This is a genomic window from Paenarthrobacter sp. PPS72, assembly GCF_048537125.1.
Lineage (GTDB): Bacteria > Actinomycetota > Actinomycetes > Actinomycetales > Micrococcaceae > Arthrobacter > Arthrobacter nitroguajacolicus_E.
On the sequence record NZ_JBLYIE010000002.1, the window covers coordinates 39,105 to 56,042 of the forward strand.

The window sequence follows — 16,938 nt, forward strand, 5'->3', positions numbered from 1 at the left end:
AATGTCCCGCGTGCAGCGCCGGTGCTGCCTTCACCTTGCAGGAACGGCGCCGAGTATTCCGGAAATCCGCCAACGGCCATCCGAACGAACCAAGTCCAGCCGAAGTTCTTGCGGCATCCCAGCGCCCTCGGTCCTGATAACTGCCCCTGATGCCAGGCGTTCCTCATAGCCGGACGTCGTGGCGGTAACCGACACCATCACACGATCCGGTTGCGTGGATCCCTCCACGGTCAGAGCTGTCAACGAGGTATGAAGTCCGGTGAACGTTGTTCCAGCGTCCCGGAGGTAGTCGCCCACCTGTTTGTCTGTCGTTTCGGCCGGCGAACCAGGCGCGTTGACCGCGTCCAAAAGGTCCAGGCGGCGCTCCCCCAGGGCGATGTCACGCACAGCTGACAGCGCGGGGACGGCAACCAAGGGGTCCTCTGACTGGAGCCCTTGGGTGATTTCCTTTGGAAGGTCGGGTGGGAGTTCGGTTGACCCACCGGGCCCGGTAACTCCGCCTCCGACGGCCACTTGCTGTACCGTCGCCGTCGTCGAACGGTTTTGCTGCCAAAGGACCCAGGACGCAGCACCAATCAGCGCCCCCATCACCGCGAAGAGAACGATCCGTCGGCCAAGTCCACCGCCGGACCTGCCGCGCTGCCGACTCGAACTGTTCGGCGCTGGGACCGACCGCCCGCGGATGAACGGGCGAACTCTCCACCGGCTCGTCAACCAACTCGTCGCGCGGCGGGGCGAACGCCCCAGCGACTCGCGCCGGGTCAGCAATTCGGGGATAACGGAGGAATGCACGGCACCGGCTAAGTCCAAGGCCTCGGGAGCAGCACTCCTGAAGATCGCCGTGCCAAGCTCCCTGGCCGACGGACGGATCCGGGGATCCGCGTCCAGCGCAGCTTCCAAAGCTGCGGCCAGGGCTTTGGGTACCTCCGGAACCAGAAGTGACAAAGGTGGGCGATCCCGTTCCTGCTCCGGCGGTTTCCCCGTCAGGCAGTACCATCCCACCGCTCCCAGGGAATAGACATCACGCTGTGGCCGGAGGCTGTCCCGGGAAACATCTCCGTTCAGGGATGCTGCGGCTGCGGGTTCCACAAACCCGGGTGTCCCGACATCCAGGTCTTGTGGCTTGTCACCTACCTTGGCAGCGACGCCCAGATCTGCCAGCAGGGGCATCCCAACGGCAGTGAACAGGATGTTTCCGGGTGACACATCTCCGTGTTCGGTCCCATTGATATGCAGATACTCCAATGCTTGTGCAATAGGGGTAAGGATGGTGACGACCTCTCCAATGTTGAGCTTCCCCCTTGAGGAGACCAGGTTGGCCAGTGAGCCTCCCGCCGCGTAGTCCATGACGATTCCCCATGTTCCCGCACCCGTCCCACTCAGGCGGAGGATGTCGTGAACCCTTATGAGGTGCTTATGCCGAAGACCGGAGAGTAACCTCATTTCACGGGACACCGTTTCAAGATGGGCTTGTGCTGTTGCCTGACCACCAACAGCATCGGGTCCGGCACATTTAACCGCGAATCGGACACCGTCTTTATCCCTCGTGGCAAGCCAAACAGTGGAAGTACTGCCGTGACCCAATAAGCGTGAAACGGCGTAGCCCGGCATGACGGGAGCCACGGCCGCGGGATTGTCCAGAGATTCCATAAACAAGGTGTACCTGACTGCCGGAATTTCCGCAGAAGTTATCCACAGGCGGCGTCGTGTCCTGCCCTGACTCAACGGCCCGGGATGCGACTGAGAGCTTCACCACAAAACGATGGCCAGTCTCCTGCTGGGTCTAAGCTTGAACGCATGACTCTTGAGTTTTCACAACTGGGTCTTGCCCCGGATTTCGTTGATTACATGCAGGGCTGGGACCTGCAACGCGAAGTCCACAACAAAGTTGTTGCGGGCGAGAAGAACAGCACCGTCTTGATCCTTGAGCACGCCGCCGTCTACACGGCCGGCAAACTCACGGAAGACCACGAACGCCCCTTCGACGGCACTCCCGTTGTGCCGGTGGATCGCGGCGGGAAGCTGACGTGGCACGGCCCGGGTCAGCTCATCGCCTATCCGATCCTCAAGCTCAAGAATCGTGCCGGTATCCGCGACTATGTGGAACGGCTTGAGGCCATCATGATTGCCGTCATGAACGACTACGGCATCAAGGCCGTCACCGTGAAGGGCCGGGCGGGAGTCTGGATCCTCGCCGATGACAAAGGCCCCGACCGCAAGATTGCGGCGATCGGCATTCGCGTCCTGGATGGCGTCACCATGCACGGCGTGGCCATTAACTGCAGCAATGACCTCGCACCCTATGCGCAGATCATCGCCTGTGGCATCACCGACGCCAGCGTCACCACCATGTCGCTGGAAACCGGCCGGACCATCAACCCGGCCGACATCGTTGACCGCTTCGTTGAAGAATTCAGCAAGCATGAAGAAGCACTCGTTTCCACACCCGAAGGAGCACTCCAGTGACCTTGGCACCTGAAGGCCGTAAGTTGCTGCGCGTTGAGCAGCGTAACTCGGCGGTCCCGGTTGAACGTAAGCCTGAGTGGATCAAGGCCAAGGTCCAGATGGGTCCGGAGTTCGTCCAGCTCAAGAACCTGGTGAAGAAGGAAGGCCTGCACACGGTGTGTGAAGAGGCCGGTTGCCCGAACATTTTTGAGTGCTGGGAAGATAAGGAAGCGACGTTCCTGATCGGCGGGTCCGAGTGCACCCGCCGCTGTGATTTCTGCCAGATCGATACCGGCAAACCCTCCCCGGTGGACATGTTCGAACCCACCAAGGTGGCCCGGTCCGTGCAGGCCATGCAGTTGCGGTACGCGACGGTGACAGGGGTGGCCCGTGATGACCTGGCCGATGAGGGCGTGTGGTTATACGCCGAAACGGTCCGGAAGATCCATGAGCTGAACCCGGGGACCGGGGTGGAGTTGTTGATCCCTGATTTCTCCGGCAAGCCCGAGCACATCGCGGCGATCTGTGATTCCAAGCCCGAGGTGTTCGCGCACAACGTCGAGACCGTGCCGAGGATTTTCAAGCGGATCCGTCCGGCGTTCCGGTACGAACGTTCCCTGGACGTGATCACCCAGGGCCGGGATTTGGGCATGGTGACCAAGTCCAACCTGATCCTGGGGATGGGCGAGACCCGCGAGGAAATTTCCGAAGCCCTGCGGGACCTGCACGCTGCCGGGTGTGACCTGATCACGATCACCCAGTACCTGCGCCCGTCCGAGCGGCACTTGCCGGTGGACCGTTGGGTCAAGCCGCAGGAGTTCGTGGATCTCCAGCACGAAGCCGAAGAGATCGGGTTCCTCGGTGTGATGTCGGGCCCGTTGGTGAGGTCCTCGTACCGGGCCGGGCGTTTGTGGGCCACCGCGATGCGGAAGAAGGGCTGGGAAATCCCCGCGGCCCTGGCCCACATCGAGTCCTCCGGCACCACCCGCCAGGAAGCCTCCACCATCCTCGCCGCCCACGGCTAAGCACTCCAGGCAGCACAGCTGGTTCGTATTGAAGGGCCGGATGCCACGTAATGGCGTCCGGTCCTTCTGCGTCCATCACGTAGAATTAAGGCACTATGGCGAACTCCCCTGATTCCAGCAATTCGACTCCCTCGGCCGACGCACCCAAGCGTGGGCTGTTCCAGCGCAAGCCCAAGGAAGCCAAGGCCAAAAAGCCCAGCCAGCTGAAGCAGATCGCTGAAGTCTTCAAGATGACCCGGCGAAATGATCCTCAGGTTGTCTGGATCATGGTGCTGGCATTCCTGGCAGTGGTTGCAGTTGCCTTCCTTATCGGCTTCCTGCTGGAAAACTGGGTCACCGGCCTGATCATTGGTATCCCGCTGGGTCTCCTTGCGGCTGTCTTCATTCTTTCCCGTCGGGCTGAGAAGGCTGCCTTCGCGCAAATTGAGAACCAGCCGGGCGCTTCCGGTGCTGCTTTGGGTACTCTCCGCCGCGGTTGGGTAACGCAGGATCAGCCTATTGCCGTCAATCCCCGCACCCAGGACGCCGTGTTCATGGCCATCGGCCGCCCGGGCGTCGTCCTGGTCAGCGAAGGCCCGACGCACCGGGTCAAGCCGTTGGTAGACGCCGAGCGCAAGCGCCTCGCGCGCATCCTTCCCAACGTGACCATCCACGTCCTGGAATCCGGTCGTGGCGAAGGCCAGGTACCCCTGAACAAATTGGCCAAGACCATGGGCAAGCTGAAGAACGAACTCACCAAGGTAGAGGTCAATGCAGTTTCCAAGCGCATTAACTCCCTTGGTAACCGCCTGCCAATCCCCAAGGGCATCGATCCCTACAAGGCTCGTCCGGACCGCAAGGCCGCACGCGGACGCTGATTCCTATTAGACAAAAACAGCCCCTGTCTCCGTTCGGAGACAGGGGCTGTTTTTTGGTATGCGCTAGTCGGCATGCGCTAGGGGGGAACAGTTACATCCTGATGAGTATGGTGTTCATCGCTTTGTCATGCAGGCCGCGCTGATCGGGATCGAAGACAACTGCAGGGATGACAAGGCAAAGGAGGACAGTCCGCACTACGGCGGCCAACGGTCCTGCGGGGCCGCCACCGAGTCGAACAACGTGGATACCGGCGATCCTGTGACCGATGCTGTAACCCAACGTTCCGATAAGAAGGATCTGCTCCACGGCAAAAATCGCCAACGTTGCCCAAGAGTTCCCGCCGAAGGCAAAATTGCTGATGACCAAGGCGATGGTCCAGTCCACCACGATGCCCAGGATGCGCCTACCGGCGCGGGCCATGGAACCCGGGCCGGACTCGGGCAGCCCCAGCCGTTCACCAGGATATTTGGAGATTCCGGAAGTGTCCGGGCCGCTCAGCCAGGAGCCAATGTCTTTACGATCTACCACCCTTCAAGCCTAACGGCTGGCATGCGTCGTGACGGACCGCAGGCAGGACGACTTCGGCTGCGGCAGCCCTCGTATATGCCCCGGTGTTCGCCCACCGGACCTGCGTGGACCGGACACCGGGAAGCCGACTACCGTTTACACGACAGATGATTCTGTAACCTGCCGGAAACAATACTGACACCCCCGGGAAATCCCATCTCCCTATGGTGGTATGAGTTGCCAGCCACCATGGCACGGGGAACTTTTTGTGTCTCCGGACCCTTGGAATGGGCTGCACCACGCGGCCTTCCGGGCCTGTTACTTGATATGCATAAGGAGCATAGATGTTCAAGACTGCGGACGAAGTCCTCAAGTTCATCAAAGACGAAGACGTCAAATTCGTCGATATCCGCTTCACCGACCTCCCTGGTGTCCAGCAGCACTTCAACGTGCCGGCCAAGAGTGTCGACCTCGATTTCTTCGTCCACGGCCAGCTCTTCGACGGATCTTCCATCCGCGGCTTCCAGGGCATCGCCGAGTCCGACATGCAGCTCATCCCGGATGTGACCTCGGCCTTCATTGACACCTTCCGCATCGAGAAGACTCTCGCGCTGAACTTCTCCATCGTGAACCCCCGCACGGGTGACCCCTACCACCGCGACCCGCGTGGTGTGGCAGAGAAGGCTGAAGCGTACCTGGCCTCCACCGGCATCGCCGACACCGCATTCTTCGCTCCCGAAGCCGAGTTCTTCGTCTTCGACAACGTCCAGTACGAGTCCTCCCCGCAGGGCAGCTTCTACAAGATCGATTCCGAAGAAGCCCACTGGAACACCGGCCGTAAGGAAGAGGGCGGAAACCTCGGCTACAAGACCCCCGTCAAGGGCGGTTACTTCCCGGTCTCCCCCACGGACAAGCAGGCCGACCTGCGCGACGCCATGTGCATCGAGCTGGACAAGGCGGGCCTTGAGGTTGAGCGCTCCCACCACGAAGTTGGATCCGCCGGCCAGGCTGAGATCAACTACAAATTCACCACGCTGACCGCGGCTGCTGATGACCTGCAGAAGTTCAAGTACATCATCAAGAACACGGCCGATGCCTGGGGCAAGTCCGTCACCTTCATGCCGAAGCCTGTTTTTGGTGACAACGGCTCGGGCATGCACTGCCACCAGTCGCTGTGGAGCAACGGCGACCCGCTGTTCTATGACGAGAAGGGCTACGCCGGCCTCTCCGACACCGCTCGCTGGTACATCGGCGGCCTGCTGAAGCACTCTTCCGCAGTCCTGGCCTTCACCAACCCGACGGTCAACTCCTACCGCCGCCTGGTCAAGGGCTTCGAAGCCCCCGTGAACATGGTCTACTCGCAGGGCAACCGCTCCGCCGGCATCCGTATCCCGATCACGGGTACCAACCCGAAGGCCAAGCGCATCGAGTTCCGCGCTCCGGACCCCTCGTCCAACCCGTACCTGGCGTTCGCTGCCCAGCTGATGGCCGGCATTGACGGTATCCGCAACCGCATTGAACCCCCGGCTCCCATCGACAAGGACCTCTACGAGCTCCCTGCCGAGGAAGCCAAGGACATCCCGAAGGCACCGGGTTCCCTGGAAGAAGCCCTCGAGGCCCTGCGCGAGGACAACGAGTTCCTCCAGGCCGGCGGCGTCTTTACCCAGGACCTCATCGATACTTGGATCGACTACAAGTACGAGAACGAGATCCGTCCGTTGTCACTCCGCCCGAACCCCTACGAGTTCGAGCTCTACTACGGCGTCTAATACCACCACGTAGCAAGAGGCCAGCCTCAGTCTGTTCGGACTGAGGCTGGCCTCTTTTGTTTGTTACGGGCGTGGCCTACTCGGATTTTCCTTGGTCACGGTCCCTAAGGTTTTTGGTAATCTCATCCAGCTTGTCCTTCACGAAACCGGCGGCCTCCGAAAGTCCCTTTTCCGCGCTGCCCAACGGGTCCAGCTGAAGGTAGACGTTTTTATCAATGGGCAGGTCGTACTCTTCCTTCAGGTGGGTACCACCGCCAACCCCGTCGAGGGACAGGTATACAAGAGCCTCGGTCCTCGCGATGCCTGCGATGGTGCCGAAAACGACGGTGAAATCATTGGGCTGAAAGCTCACAGAATGGCCCACGTGACGCCGGTCCAGTTCTCCGGCAGGAATAGCCTTCTCAGACGGATTTCCGTTGTATTCCATGTACTTCCCCTATGCGTTGAGATCAGATACATATGAAGTCTATAAGGTTACTTAGGATCTTGCGTCACCGGATACCACCAAGCCCGCCGCCCAGCGGGCGGCAAGCTACTGCTTTCCGTACTTTTTGTGCACCGCCTGCTTACTCACACCCAGGCAGAGCGCTATGGCCTCCCATGACAAGCCTGATTGCCGGGCGGCCCGCACCAGCGAAGCCTCCGTTCGACCCACTTCCTTCTGCAGCTCCGCCACAGCATAAAGAGCCTCGGCCGGGCCCATACTGTCCATCGATCCCACCAGCGTCTTCATCCGGTCCACCTCCATGACGTCAACCATAGTTGACCCCATGATGTCCGTCAACCTTAGTTGACTTCTACGTGGTGATAGGACGACGCCGCAGTCACGAGAATGCTTTGTACATGGTCCGCTGAGGACCCGCGTTCCCGCCCAGATAGCGCCCGGAGTCCACGTACCCTGCTTTCGAGTACGCCGCCAGCCCTGCCGGGTTGCGCTCGTTGACAGAAAGCACGACGCCGGCCTGCCCGCCACCCAGCCTGGCCGTCAGCTTGCGGGCCTCCCCCACTGCTGCCCGCGCGGCCAAGGTACCGAGGCCGCGTCCTTGGCTTCTTGAGTCGATAAGGAATCCCCTCAACAACCACACGGACTCGTCGTCGGGCCAGCCTGCTAATGTGGCCGCGCCGAACTGGAGGGTCAGCACACCAACAGCTACTCCACCTGATTCAATGACAAACGGGAAGCGCGATTCTTCTTCCAGCGAGATCAGCATCATCCGTAAAGGATCACCGACGAAATCCCGCTGACTTGCTTCCACCGCCAACTCCGCCACCGCCCCCAACTGAATTGCCCGGGCGTCGTCGTCGAGCATTTTGAGGGGGATGAGCCAGATGTCACCCCGCTCACTACGGTCACCGTCGATCAACGCTGCCACTTCTGATTCATTTTGAAGCATTCCCGGAACTTCCCACGCCTCAGTTACCGTAGAACTCTTTTTCAAAAACGCCCCTGGCACGCCGGCTGAGCCGCAGGTAGTCCTCTTCGAACTGTCCCGCGTTCCCGGGTTCGTATCCACACCAGCGCGCCACGGCTTCGAGGTCTTTCCGCGATGAGGGCAGAAGATCCGAGGCACGACCCGTGACAATGACGTTTGCGGAGCGGATGCGACTGGCTAGTCGCCATGCCTCCCTTAGCAGTGCAGCGTCATCTTCGACGATTAACTCCAACTTTTCCGCTACGGCCAAGGCGTCCAGAGTCGATGTTGTCCGCAGCTCCGGATGCTCTCCGGCGTGCTGGAGCTGAATCAGCTGAACCAACCATTCAACGTCGCTCAAGCCACCCCGGCCAAGCTTGACGTGCCGGGCAGGATCAGCGCCGCGAGGCAGTCGCTCCGACTCCACACGGGCCTTAACCCGGCGGATCTCCCGCACATCCTGTTCCGCGAGGTGCTCCGGATACCGAATGGGATCAATGAGGCGCATGAAGTCGGCCGCAAGCTCATCCGAACCTGCCATCGGCCGGGCACGCAGAAGGGCCTGCGCCTCCCAAATCAGCGACCACCGGCGGTAATACTCCGCATATGACTCAAGGGACCGCACCATCGCACCGTTCTTGCCCTCGGGCCGGAGGTCCGCGTCCACCGTGAGCACTCGTTCGGCCATGATCGCAGGCTTGAGCGGCTGCGTGAGGAAGCTGGAAACCTTGGCGACTATCGCCGTCGCCTGTTCCTGGGCCTCGGCATCAGCGAACCCTTGCCGCGCACGGTGCACGTAGATGACGTCCGCGTCGGAGCCGTAGCCAATTTCCCGACCACCCTGCCGGCCCATTGCCACAACCAGGACATCAGTCTTCAACGGACCGGTCGCGGCTACAACGGACTCCGCTACATGCAAAGCCCCTAGAACTGCCGCCCGGTCTGTTTCGGCCAAAGCCAGTCCGACGGCGTCCTGGTCAAGCAATCCGGCGCTATCCGCGATGGCCGTACGCAGGATCTCGCGACGCCGTATCAGCCGGATCAGCCTCATGGCGCTCTCAGGATCCGCATGGCGGGAAAGCTTGGACTGAATCTCCTGCCACTGGGCTTCAAAAGGAACAGGCGCCAATTCCTTGTCGCTGCCCAACCAGGCGACGGACTCCGGAGACACTTCCAACAAGTCCGAAATCAGCCGGGAGTTAGCCAGCACTTGGCAGAGACGCTCGGCCGCCGCTTGGGAGTCACGGAGCAGCCCCAAATACCAGTGAGTAGTTCCCAGGGCTTCACTGACCCGCCGGAAGGCGAGCAGCCCGGCGTCGGGGTCAACGCCCTCGGCAAGCCATCCCAAGAGGATCGGCAGGAGCTGCCTTTGCAGCGCTGCACGCCTGCTGACACCCCCGGTCAATGCTTCGATATGCCGCATGGCACCTTGGGGATCCAAGTAGCCAAGCGCCGCGAGACGACCCTGGGCAGCCTCCGGGCTGAGCTTCGCGTCTTCGCTGCTCAGTTTGGCTGCGGTGTTGAGCAGCGGCCGGTAAAAAATCCGTTCGTGGAGCTCACGAACGGCCTTCTTGGTCTTTTGCCAGGTGGCCATCAGCTGGTCCGGGTGTGGCCGCTCCATTGCGAACGGGCCAAGGACGGCCTTGGCAAGGAAGCGCTGGGCGTCCTCGGTGGCGGGCATGAGGTGGGTCCGACGAAGCTGGAAAAGCTGAATCCTGTGTTCCAACAGGCGGAGATAGCGGTAGGCGTTATCGAAAGCCGCCGCGTCCGTTCGTCCGATGTAACCGCCGGCGGACAGCGCCGCAATGGCTGATGTGGTGTCACGGCATCGAAGTGACTCGTCAGACTTTCCATGCACCAGTTGCAGCAACTGCACCGTGAACTCAACGTCGCGGAGGCCGCCGCGACCCAGCTTGATCTGACGCTGTTCCTCGGCCGCCGGAATGTAGTCGGTCACCCTGCGGCGCATGGCTTGGACCGACTCCACGAAGCCCTCACGTCCCGCCGATGCCCAGACCAGCGGTTCCACGGCCTTCTCGTAGCGCTGGCCCAGTTCCCGGTCGCCGGCAATGGTCCTTGCCTTCAACAGTGCCTGGAACTCCCAGCTCTCGGCCCACCGGGCGTAATAGCTCAAGTGTGAGGGAAGGGTGCGGACCAGGGGTCCGGACTTTCCTTCCGGACGCAGGTTGGCATCAACTTCCCACAACCCGGGTTCGGGAGCGGAGGATGAGATTGCCCTGGAAATGCCGGAGGCAAGAGCGGTTCCGACGGCGGAAGAGCGCGCGTCATCCAATTCCCCTGCTTCAATGACATAGATGACATCGACGTCGGAAATATAGTTCAGTTCCCGGGCGCCGCATTTCCCCATGCCAATGACGGCCAGCCCGACGTCGGCAATTTCGGCCTCATCGAACTGGGCTGCAGCTTCTGCCCTGGACACCGCAAGGGCAGCCTCGATGGCGGCACCGGCGAGATCGGCCAGCTCCGCGCCTACAGCGGGCATGAAATCTGTTGGCGATGCGGCGCAAATATCCTTGATGGCCAGTTCAGTCAGACCGCGGCGGTACGCGGTCCGCAAGGCCGCGTACGCCGGCAGTCCGGTGACTCCGGCCACCGGGCGCTGGGCACCGGGCTCGGCTTTCACCGAGCGAAGCAACTGTGCGCGGAGCTCGTCGTTGGAGGCCTGGAGCGGCTCCGGGCTGACCCGGACATTGAAGACATCCAGGTGCTCCGGGCGTCGCATGAGGAACTCCCCCAGGGCCTCTGAGGCACCCAGGAGCCGGTACATGGACTCGCTGGTGTCCTGATCAGCCGCAGCCAGCTTCTTCAGGCCCGGGTTCTTCTCAATAAGCCGGACCAGTGACTGGAGGGCGGTGTCCGGACTTGCCGACAAGGACAGCCCGGCGAACAAGGCATCCGGGTCGATTCCGTCAAGTTCCGGGGCAGCGAGGAACCGTTCGCCCTTTTCGAGGTCACTGAATCCGGCTGAGATGAGCCGACGCGCAAGGCTCATTGGCCCGGCCTAAAGGATGCCGAGGTTGCGCTGCAACTCATACGGAGTGACCTGGAGGCGGTAGTCCTGCCACTCTGCGCGCTTGTTGCGCAGGAAGTGCTCGAACACCTGCTCCCCCAAAATCTGGGCAACCAACTCGGATTCCTCCATGGCACGGATGGCATCGTGAAGGCTCGCCGGCAACGGAGCATGCCCCATGGCCCTCCGTTCCGCAGTGGTCAGCGACCATACGTCGTCTTCGGCTGCGGCCGGTAGTTCATAGCCTTCCTCAATGCCCTTCAAGCCGGCGCCGAGCAGTACGGCGTAGGCCAGGTAGGGGTTGGTGGCGCTGTCGATACCCCGGTACTCAATGCGGGCCGACTGGCCCTTGCCGGGCTTGTACAGCGGAACCCGCACCAGCGCCGAGCGGTTATTGTGCCCCCAGCTCAAGTAGCTCGGTGCCTCTCCACCACCCCAGAGGCGCTTGTAGGAATTGACGAACTGGTTGGTTACGGCAGTGAATTCCGGTGCGTGCTTGAGGATTCCGGCAATGAACTGGCGCGCCGTCTTGGATAGCTGGAACTCGGCTCCGGCTTCGAAGAACGCGTTGGTGTCGCCTTCGAAGAGCGAGAAGTGGGTGTGCATGCCTGAACCGGGGTGGTCCGTGAAAGGCTTGGGCATGAACGTGGCGTAGGTGCCCTGCTGGAGCGCGACTTCCTTGATGACCGTACGGAACGTCATGATGTTGTCCGCGGTCTGAAGCGCATCCGCATAACGGAGGTCGATCTCGTTCTGGCCCGGGCCGCCTTCGTGGTGGCTGAACTCCACGGAGATACCGACGGATTCGAGCATGGTGACGGCGGTACGGCGGAAGTCCTGTGCCACGCCGCCCGGTACGTGGTCAAAGTACCCGCCTTCGTCCACGGGAACGGGGGCGCCGTCCGGCCCCAGGTCCTTGGACTTCAGCAGGTAAAACTCAATCTCGGGGTGGGTGTAGCAGGTGAAGCCCATGTCAGCGGCCTTGGCAAGGGTCCTCTTAAGGACGTTGCGGGGGTCAGCGGCAGAGGGCTCGCCGTCGGGAGTGAGGACGTCACAAAACATGCGTGACGTCTGTTCAGTCTCCCCGCGCCACGGCAGGATCTGGAAGGTTGACGGGTCCGGCTGCGCGAGCATGTCCGACTCGAACACGCGGGCAAGGCCCTCGATGGCTGAACCATCAAAGCCAAGGCCCTCTTCAAAGGCGCCCTCAACTTCGGCGGGCGCAAGCGCCACCGATTTCAGCGAACCCACGACGTCGGTGAACCACAAGCGTACGAAGCGCACGTCACGCTCTTCGATTGTCCGCAGAACGAACTCTTGCTGGCGGTCCATAGGGCCTCATTTCCGATTCGGTGTCCATGCCGCTGGTTTCCTTGGACAGAAGCCATGGCAGCTCAGCCTTCACTCTACTAAGACTTCCGTGCTTATGCCGCAGCAGTAGCTGCGCGTAACACAGCGTTTACATTAGGTGACGCCACACACACTGGTGGCAGCCGTCGTCGGCACCGCTTAGGCTCTATCCATGGCCCCAAGCAACCTTCCTGAGTCCAACACGCCCGCCGAAGTTCCCGCACCCTACGGCACCGGCCCGGCAGCAGCGGCACAAGTGCCGTCGGCGGGTAGCAGGAAGCCCATCGGCCGGGTCCGGATACACCACCTGCAACAGGCCAAGGACAACGGCGAGCACTTCGCGATGCTGACGGCATACGAGCAGTACACCGCAGAGATCTTTGACCAGGCGGGGATCGAGGTCCTCCTTGTGGGCGACTCCGCTTCCAACAACGTGTTCGGCAATGAGACGAGCCTTCCGGTTACCGTGGACGAGCTCCTTCCCCTGACGCGTGCAGTGAGCAGGTCGGCCAAGCGGGCACTTATTGTGGCGGACCTTCCTTTTGGCAGCTACGAAGTATCTCCCGGGCAGGCAGTGGCCACGGGCGTCCGGTTCCTGAAGGAAGGACTGGCGCACGCGGTCAAGATTGAGGGAACCGCTTATTACGCGGACACCGTCAAAGCCATGGTTCAGGCAGGCATTCCCGTCATGGCCCACATCGGCTTCACCCCCCAAAGCGAACATTCGCTCGGCGGATACCGCGTCCAAGGCCGCGGGGATGACGCTCAGCGGCTCGTGGACGACGCCGTCGCCCTGCAGGATGCGGGCGCCTTCAGTGTCCTCATGGAGATGGTGCCTGCCGGGACTGCAGCCGTCGTCGACGCCGCGTTGCGGGTGCCGACCGTCGGGATCGGCGCCGGCAAGAGCACCACGGGCCAGGTCCTCGTGTGGCAGGACATGGCAGGTTTGCGGGGCGGCAAGATGGCAAAGTTCGTCAAGCAGTACGCAGATCTTCGCACCACGTTGAGTGATGCGGCAGCCGCCTACGGGGAGGATGTCCGATCCGGCCAGTTCCCCGGACCGGAGCACTCTTTCTAGGGATCCTCTTGCTTAGTCGTCGTCCTGGGCATCCCAGGCGTCATTGCGTGCTTTGACCTTTTCCAAGGCGTGCTCGGCTTCTTCCCTGGTTTTATAGGGGCCAATCAGCTGCGTCCAATCGGACATCGCGTCCTCTTCGATCTGATGCGTCTTGACGTTGTACCAGTACTCCGCCACGTCTCCTCCTCGGTCCTCGTGCCCTTCGACGCGTAACGTTGGCGGGGTCACAGGAACCCGGCCACACTTTGTTACTTACGTCTCTTGTGTGCCTTATATGATCAATCTATGCCTTCTCTTGCTTCGACTGCACCCATTGGCGCCCTCACCCCGGGAACCATCAGCCCTGAACGACCCGTCCCGGCGTCCATTCCCCGGCCGGAGTATGTGGGCAAGAAGGCGCCCGCCAAGTTCACAGGCTCAGAAGTGAAGTCTTCGGAGACCATCGAGAAGATCCGGATTGCCGGAAAGATCGCCGCACAGGCGATCGTTGAGGTGGGCAAGCATATCCAGCCCGGCGTCACCACGGACCAACTGGACAAAGTTGGGCACGAGTTCCTTCTGGACCACAATGCCTACCCGTCCACGCTCGGCTACCGGGGCTTTCCCAAATCCCTGTGTTCCTCCCTCAACGAGGTCATTTGCCACGGGATCCCGGACTCCACCGTGGTTCAGGATGGAGACATCCTGAACATTGACATCACGGCCTTCATCAACGGCGTCCATGGGGACACCAATTACACTTTCCTGGTTGGCGACGTGGACGAAGAATCCCGTTTGCTGGTTGAGCGTACGCAGGAGTCGCTCAACCGGGCCATCAAGGCCGTGGCCCCAGGCCGCGAAATCAACGTAATCGGCCGCGCCATCCAGTCCTACGCAAAACGCTTCGGCTACGGCGTAGTGCGGGATTTCACCGGCCACGGCGTGGGTGAGGCCTTCCACACCGGCCTTATCATTCCGCATTACGACGCAGCCCCGGCGTACAACACCGTGATCGAGACCGGCATGGTCTTCACCATCGAACCCATGCTGACCCTCGGCACCATCGAATGGGATATGTGGGCCGATGACTGGACGGTCGTCACCAGGGACCACAAGCGCACGGCCCAATTCGAACACACCCTGCTGGTCACCGAGACCGGCGCGGAAATCCTTACCCTTCCCTGAACCTCCGGAAGGTCCCTGCAGCCCGGGCGGCTGCTCCATGCCCATCACCTCCTGCCATGATCGGAAATGCATTGTCCAAGAAGGATGAGAAGACCCACAAGAACGCCCCGTTGATCGGCATCGACATCGGTGGCACCGGCATCAAGGGCGGCATCGTCGACCTGAAGAAGGGCAAGCTGATCGGCGAACGCTTCCGCGTTCCCACTCCGCAGCCTGCCACCCCGGAGGCTGTGGCTGAGGTGGTTGCCCAGATCGTTGAAGAACTCTCCAGCCGCCCGGACGCCCCGGCAGCGGACTCACCGGTGGGTGTGACGTTCCCTGGCATCATCCAGCACGGCGTGGTCAATTCGGCGGCAAACGTGGACAAAACCTGGCTCGGCACGGACATCGATGCCACCTTCACCAAACGCCTCGGCCGCCCGGTAGAGGTCATCAATGATGCGGACGCTGCCGGTCTCGCCGAAGCCCGCTACGGCGCCGGCGAGGGCGTGGACGGCACCGTCTTGGTCATCACCCTTGGCACCGGTATTGGTTCGGCATTCATCTTCAACGGGCAGTTGGTACCCAACGCCGAGCTGGGCCACCTTGAGGTGGACGGACACGACGCCGAGACCAAGGCCTCTGCCGTGGCCCGTGAACGCGATGGCTTGAGCTGGGACGAGTACGGAGTCCTCCTCAACCGGTACCTCCAACATGTGGAGTTCCTGTTCTCCCCCGAGCTGTTCATTGTGGGCGGCGGCATTTCCAAGCGCTCCGACGAGTACTTCCCGCACCTACAACTGCGGACCAAAATCGTCACGGCAAAACTGAAGAACGACGCCGGCATTGTGGGTGCCGCACTCGAGGTCGCCTTGCACCACAAACTCGCAAAGTAGCCACGGGATGACGGAGGCGCGGGCCGTCCGCCGGCACCATCAATCCGGAGTCGCTATCGTCACCGGCGGCAGCCGAGGGATCGGAGCCGCCGTGGCACAGGCTGCGGCGGCCGCCGGGTACGACGTCGTGGTCAATTACTCCGCAGACGTTGAGGGGGCGGAGTCTGTGGTCAACGACATCCTGGCCAAGGGCGGTAAGGCATGTGCAGTTCAGGCAGACGTCAGCCAGCCATCCGACGTCGGGCGTCTGTTCAACGAAGCCGCAGGCTGGGGGCCGGTGACCGCCGTTATCAACAATGCCGCGATCACCGGGAACCTGATCGGCACCCTCGCCGAGGTGCCGGCGGAGACTGTGCAACGGGTTGTTGATGTCAACGTGGCTGGAATGATTTACATGTGCCAGGAAGCAGTGCGGAGACTCTCGACGGATACCGGCGGCAGCGGCGGATCCATCGTCAACATCTCCTCCACAGCCACCAAGGCCGGCTCCCCCGGAACCTGGGTCCACTACGCGGCTACCAAGGGTGCAGTGGACGTCTTGACGGTGGGTTTGGCGGCAGAAGTGGCCAAACAAGGGATCCGCGTCAACGCCATTGCCCCAGGCAGCACCAATACCGGCCTCCACGCAGCAGCCGGTATGCCGGACCGGGTGGAGAGGCTGAACCCAAGCATTCCGATGGGTCGCGGAGCCGAGCCGGAAGAGGTGGCTGCAGCAGTGATGTGGCTGATGTCGGACGAGGCCGGTTACATTACGGGAGCAGTGCTCCCCGTGTCCGGCGGGCGTTAATCCCGGAACCGGATTGATGCCGGTGGCGGCTGCGGCTTCCCCTCCGCTGCCGCCACCGGAGCTAGAGTTGGCTCTTTTCGGAACCCTTGGCTTCCTTGGTGCCCGCTTTGGCATGCTCTTCATGCTCGTGGCGAAGCAGGGAGATGGCTGACTCGAAGTCCTCCAAGGACTCGAACGCTTGATAAACACTGGCAAAACGAAGGTACGCCACTTCATCAAGTTTCCGAAGCGGGCCAAGAATGGCCAGGCCCACCTCATGGGCATCTATCTCTGCCGCGCCCGAGGAACGGATATTCTCCTCGACTTCCTGGGCCAGCATGGCAAGATCGTCTTCGGTGACCGGGCGCCCCTGACAAGCCTTGCGTACGCCGCTGATGACCTTGATCCGACTAAATGGCTCGCCTACGCCCGATCTCTTGATGACGGACAAGCTGGTGGTCTCCACTGTGGTGAAGCGACGTCCACATTCCGGGCACTGGCGGCGGCGGCGAATGGAGGAGCCGTCGTCAGCCATGCGGCTGTCGACGACACGGGAGTCGGGATTCCGGCAAAACGGACAATACACGCTGGGCCTCCCCTGACAGCTCCGGCACGGAACAGCATGCGGCTGGTCGCCGGATACGCAAAAAGGTGCCGG

The 16,938-nt window shown here is 61.7% G+C and carries 17 protein-coding genes; 8 read left to right on the top strand and 9 right to left on the bottom strand.

All coding sequences use genetic code 11. The features are described from left to right. Positions 1 to 30: 30 nt before the first annotated feature. Complete coding sequence (locus tag ACLRGI_RS00285) at positions 31 to 1,650, bottom strand: serine/threonine-protein kinase (protein ID WP_419199746.1); 1,620 nt, start codon at positions 1,648 to 1,650, stop codon at positions 31 to 33. A gap of 147 nt (positions 1,651 to 1,797) precedes the next feature. On the opposite strand from ACLRGI_RS00285, the gene lipB reads away from it, so the two are divergent. The 3 genes from lipB (at position 1,798) to ACLRGI_RS00300 (ending at position 4,327) form a co-directional block, all read left to right on the top strand. Next, positions 1,798 to 2,466, top strand: a complete 669-nt coding sequence (lipB, locus tag ACLRGI_RS00290) for a lipoyl(octanoyl) transferase LipB (protein WP_419199747.1) — start codon at positions 1,798 to 1,800, stop codon at positions 2,464 to 2,466. Beyond that, the gene (gene lipA / locus ACLRGI_RS00295; RefSeq protein ID WP_011774451.1) at positions 2,463 to 3,470 is read left to right on the top strand and encodes a lipoyl synthase; all 1,008 of its coding nucleotides are present in this window, start codon (positions 2,463 to 2,465) and stop codon (positions 3,468 to 3,470) included. Before lipB ends, lipA begins: the two co-directional genes overlap by 4 nt. Positions 3,471 to 3,565: 95 nt before the next feature. Then, positions 3,566 to 4,327 carry a DUF4191 domain-containing protein gene (locus ACLRGI_RS00300; protein ID WP_419199748.1) on the top strand — a complete coding sequence of 254 codons (762 nt, stop codon included), beginning with the start codon at positions 3,566 to 3,568 and terminating at the stop codon, positions 4,325 to 4,327. Positions 4,328 to 4,418: 91 nt separating this feature from the next. Here the strand turns inward: ACLRGI_RS00300 and ACLRGI_RS00305 are convergent, their stop codons facing one another. Further along, positions 4,419 to 4,856 carry an RDD family protein gene (locus tag ACLRGI_RS00305; RefSeq protein ID WP_419199749.1) on the bottom strand — a complete coding sequence of 146 codons (438 nt, stop codon included), beginning with the start codon at positions 4,854 to 4,856 and terminating at the stop codon, positions 4,419 to 4,421. Positions 4,857 to 5,179: 323 nt separating this feature from the next. Here ACLRGI_RS00305 and glnA (ACLRGI_RS00310) point away from each other — a divergent pair, with 323 nt between their 5' ends. Continuing rightward, positions 5,180 to 6,604 carry a type I glutamate--ammonia ligase gene (gene glnA / locus ACLRGI_RS00310; RefSeq protein ID WP_091466683.1) on the top strand — a complete coding sequence of 475 codons (1,425 nt, stop codon included), beginning with the start codon at positions 5,180 to 5,182 and terminating at the stop codon, positions 6,602 to 6,604. Positions 6,605 to 6,680: 76 nt separating this feature from the next. Here glnA (ACLRGI_RS00310) and ACLRGI_RS00315 read toward each other — a convergent pair whose 3' ends face one another. From ACLRGI_RS00315 to glnA (ACLRGI_RS00335), 5 genes are all read right to left on the bottom strand, one after another. Further along, positions 6,681 to 7,031, bottom strand: coding sequence for a hypothetical protein (locus ACLRGI_RS00315; RefSeq protein WP_419199750.1), 351 nt, complete (start codon positions 7,029 to 7,031; stop codon positions 6,681 to 6,683). Between the two features lie 105 nt (positions 7,032 to 7,136). Then, positions 7,137 to 7,352: a transcriptional regulator gene (locus ACLRGI_RS00320; RefSeq protein ID WP_091467641.1), complete on the bottom strand. Its 216-nt coding sequence runs from the start codon at positions 7,350 to 7,352 to the stop codon at positions 7,137 to 7,139. 76 nt (positions 7,353 to 7,428) lie between these two features. Then, positions 7,429 to 7,998: a GNAT family N-acetyltransferase gene (locus ACLRGI_RS00325; protein ID WP_419199751.1), complete on the bottom strand. Its 570-nt coding sequence runs from the start codon at positions 7,996 to 7,998 to the stop codon at positions 7,429 to 7,431. A gap of 19 nt (positions 7,999 to 8,017) precedes the next feature. Further along, entirely contained in the window at positions 8,018 to 11,029 is a 3,012-nt protein-coding gene (locus ACLRGI_RS00330) for a bifunctional [glutamine synthetase] adenylyltransferase/[glutamine synthetase]-adenylyl-L-tyrosine phosphorylase (RefSeq protein ID WP_419199752.1), read from the bottom strand. A gap of 9 nt (positions 11,030 to 11,038) precedes the next feature. After that, a complete protein-coding gene (gene glnA, locus ACLRGI_RS00335; protein ID WP_309074347.1) occupies positions 11,039 to 12,379 on the bottom strand; it encodes a type I glutamate--ammonia ligase in 1,341 nt (446 codons plus the stop codon). Positions 12,380 to 12,569: 190 nt separating this feature from the next. Between glnA (ACLRGI_RS00335) and panB the strand changes: the two genes are divergently transcribed. Next, positions 12,570 to 13,475, top strand: coding sequence for a 3-methyl-2-oxobutanoate hydroxymethyltransferase (gene panB, locus ACLRGI_RS00340; protein ID WP_419199753.1), 906 nt, complete (start codon positions 12,570 to 12,572; stop codon positions 13,473 to 13,475). A 12-nt stretch (positions 13,476 to 13,487) separates the two neighbouring features. Here panB and ACLRGI_RS00345 read toward each other — a convergent pair whose 3' ends face one another. Further along, entirely contained in the window at positions 13,488 to 13,652 is a 165-nt protein-coding gene (locus ACLRGI_RS00345; RefSeq protein ID WP_347110728.1) for an SPOR domain-containing protein, read from the bottom strand. Between the two features lie 108 nt (positions 13,653 to 13,760). Here ACLRGI_RS00345 and map point away from each other — a divergent pair, with 108 nt between their 5' ends. The 3 genes from map to ACLRGI_RS00360 all read left to right on the top strand — a co-directional run bounded on the left by map (position 13,761) and on the right by ACLRGI_RS00360 (position 16,301). Further along, a complete protein-coding gene (gene map / locus ACLRGI_RS00350; RefSeq protein WP_419199754.1) occupies positions 13,761 to 14,639 on the top strand; it encodes a type I methionyl aminopeptidase in 879 nt (292 codons plus the stop codon). Between the two features lie 71 nt (positions 14,640 to 14,710). Beyond that, positions 14,711 to 15,514 (top strand): polyphosphate--glucose phosphotransferase, encoded by an 804-nt coding sequence (gene ppgK / locus ACLRGI_RS00355; RefSeq protein WP_419199823.1) that lies wholly within the window; start codon positions 14,711 to 14,713, stop codon positions 15,512 to 15,514. Positions 15,515 to 15,521: 7 nt separating this feature from the next. After that, positions 15,522 to 16,301, top strand: a complete 780-nt coding sequence (locus ACLRGI_RS00360) for an SDR family oxidoreductase (RefSeq protein WP_419199755.1) — start codon at positions 15,522 to 15,524, stop codon at positions 16,299 to 16,301. Positions 16,302 to 16,362: 61 nt separating this feature from the next. Here the strand turns inward: ACLRGI_RS00360 and nrdR are convergent, their stop codons facing one another. After that, positions 16,363 to 16,866, bottom strand: coding sequence for a transcriptional regulator NrdR (nrdR, locus tag ACLRGI_RS00365; RefSeq protein ID WP_419199756.1), 504 nt, complete (start codon positions 16,864 to 16,866; stop codon positions 16,363 to 16,365). Positions 16,867 to 16,938 lie beyond the last annotated feature (72 nt).

Coding starts and splice junctions, on each gene's coding strand:
- ACLRGI_RS00285 (WP_419199746.1), bottom strand. CDS start 1,650: ATGGAATCTCTGGACAATCCCGCGGCCGTGGCTCCCGTCATGCCGGGC.
- lipB (WP_419199747.1), top strand. CDS start 1,798: ATGACTCTTGAGTTTTCACAACTGGGTCTTGCCCCGGATTTCGTTGAT.
- ACLRGI_RS00300 (WP_419199748.1), top strand. CDS start 3,566: ATGGCGAACTCCCCTGATTCCAGCAATTCGACTCCCTCGGCCGACGCA.
- glnA (WP_091466683.1), top strand. CDS start 5,180: ATGTTCAAGACTGCGGACGAAGTCCTCAAGTTCATCAAAGACGAAGAC.
- ACLRGI_RS00315 (WP_419199750.1), bottom strand. CDS start 7,031: ATGGAATACAACGGAAATCCGTCTGAGAAGGCTATTCCTGCCGGAGAA.
- ACLRGI_RS00320 (WP_091467641.1), bottom strand. CDS start 7,352: ATGGAGGTGGACCGGATGAAGACGCTGGTGGGATCGATGGACAGTATG.
- ACLRGI_RS00325 (WP_419199751.1), bottom strand. CDS start 7,998: ATGCTTCAAAATGAATCAGAAGTGGCAGCGTTGATCGACGGTGACCGT.
- ACLRGI_RS00330 (WP_419199752.1), bottom strand. CDS start 11,029: ATGAGCCTTGCGCGTCGGCTCATCTCAGCCGGATTCAGTGACCTCGAA.
- glnA (WP_309074347.1), bottom strand. CDS start 12,379: ATGGACCGCCAGCAAGAGTTCGTTCTGCGGACAATCGAAGAGCGTGAC.
- panB (WP_419199753.1), top strand. CDS start 12,570: ATGGCCCCAAGCAACCTTCCTGAGTCCAACACGCCCGCCGAAGTTCCC.
- map (WP_419199754.1), top strand. CDS start 13,761: ATGCCTTCTCTTGCTTCGACTGCACCCATTGGCGCCCTCACCCCGGGA.
- ACLRGI_RS00360 (WP_419199755.1), top strand. CDS start 15,522: ATGACGGAGGCGCGGGCCGTCCGCCGGCACCATCAATCCGGAGTCGCT.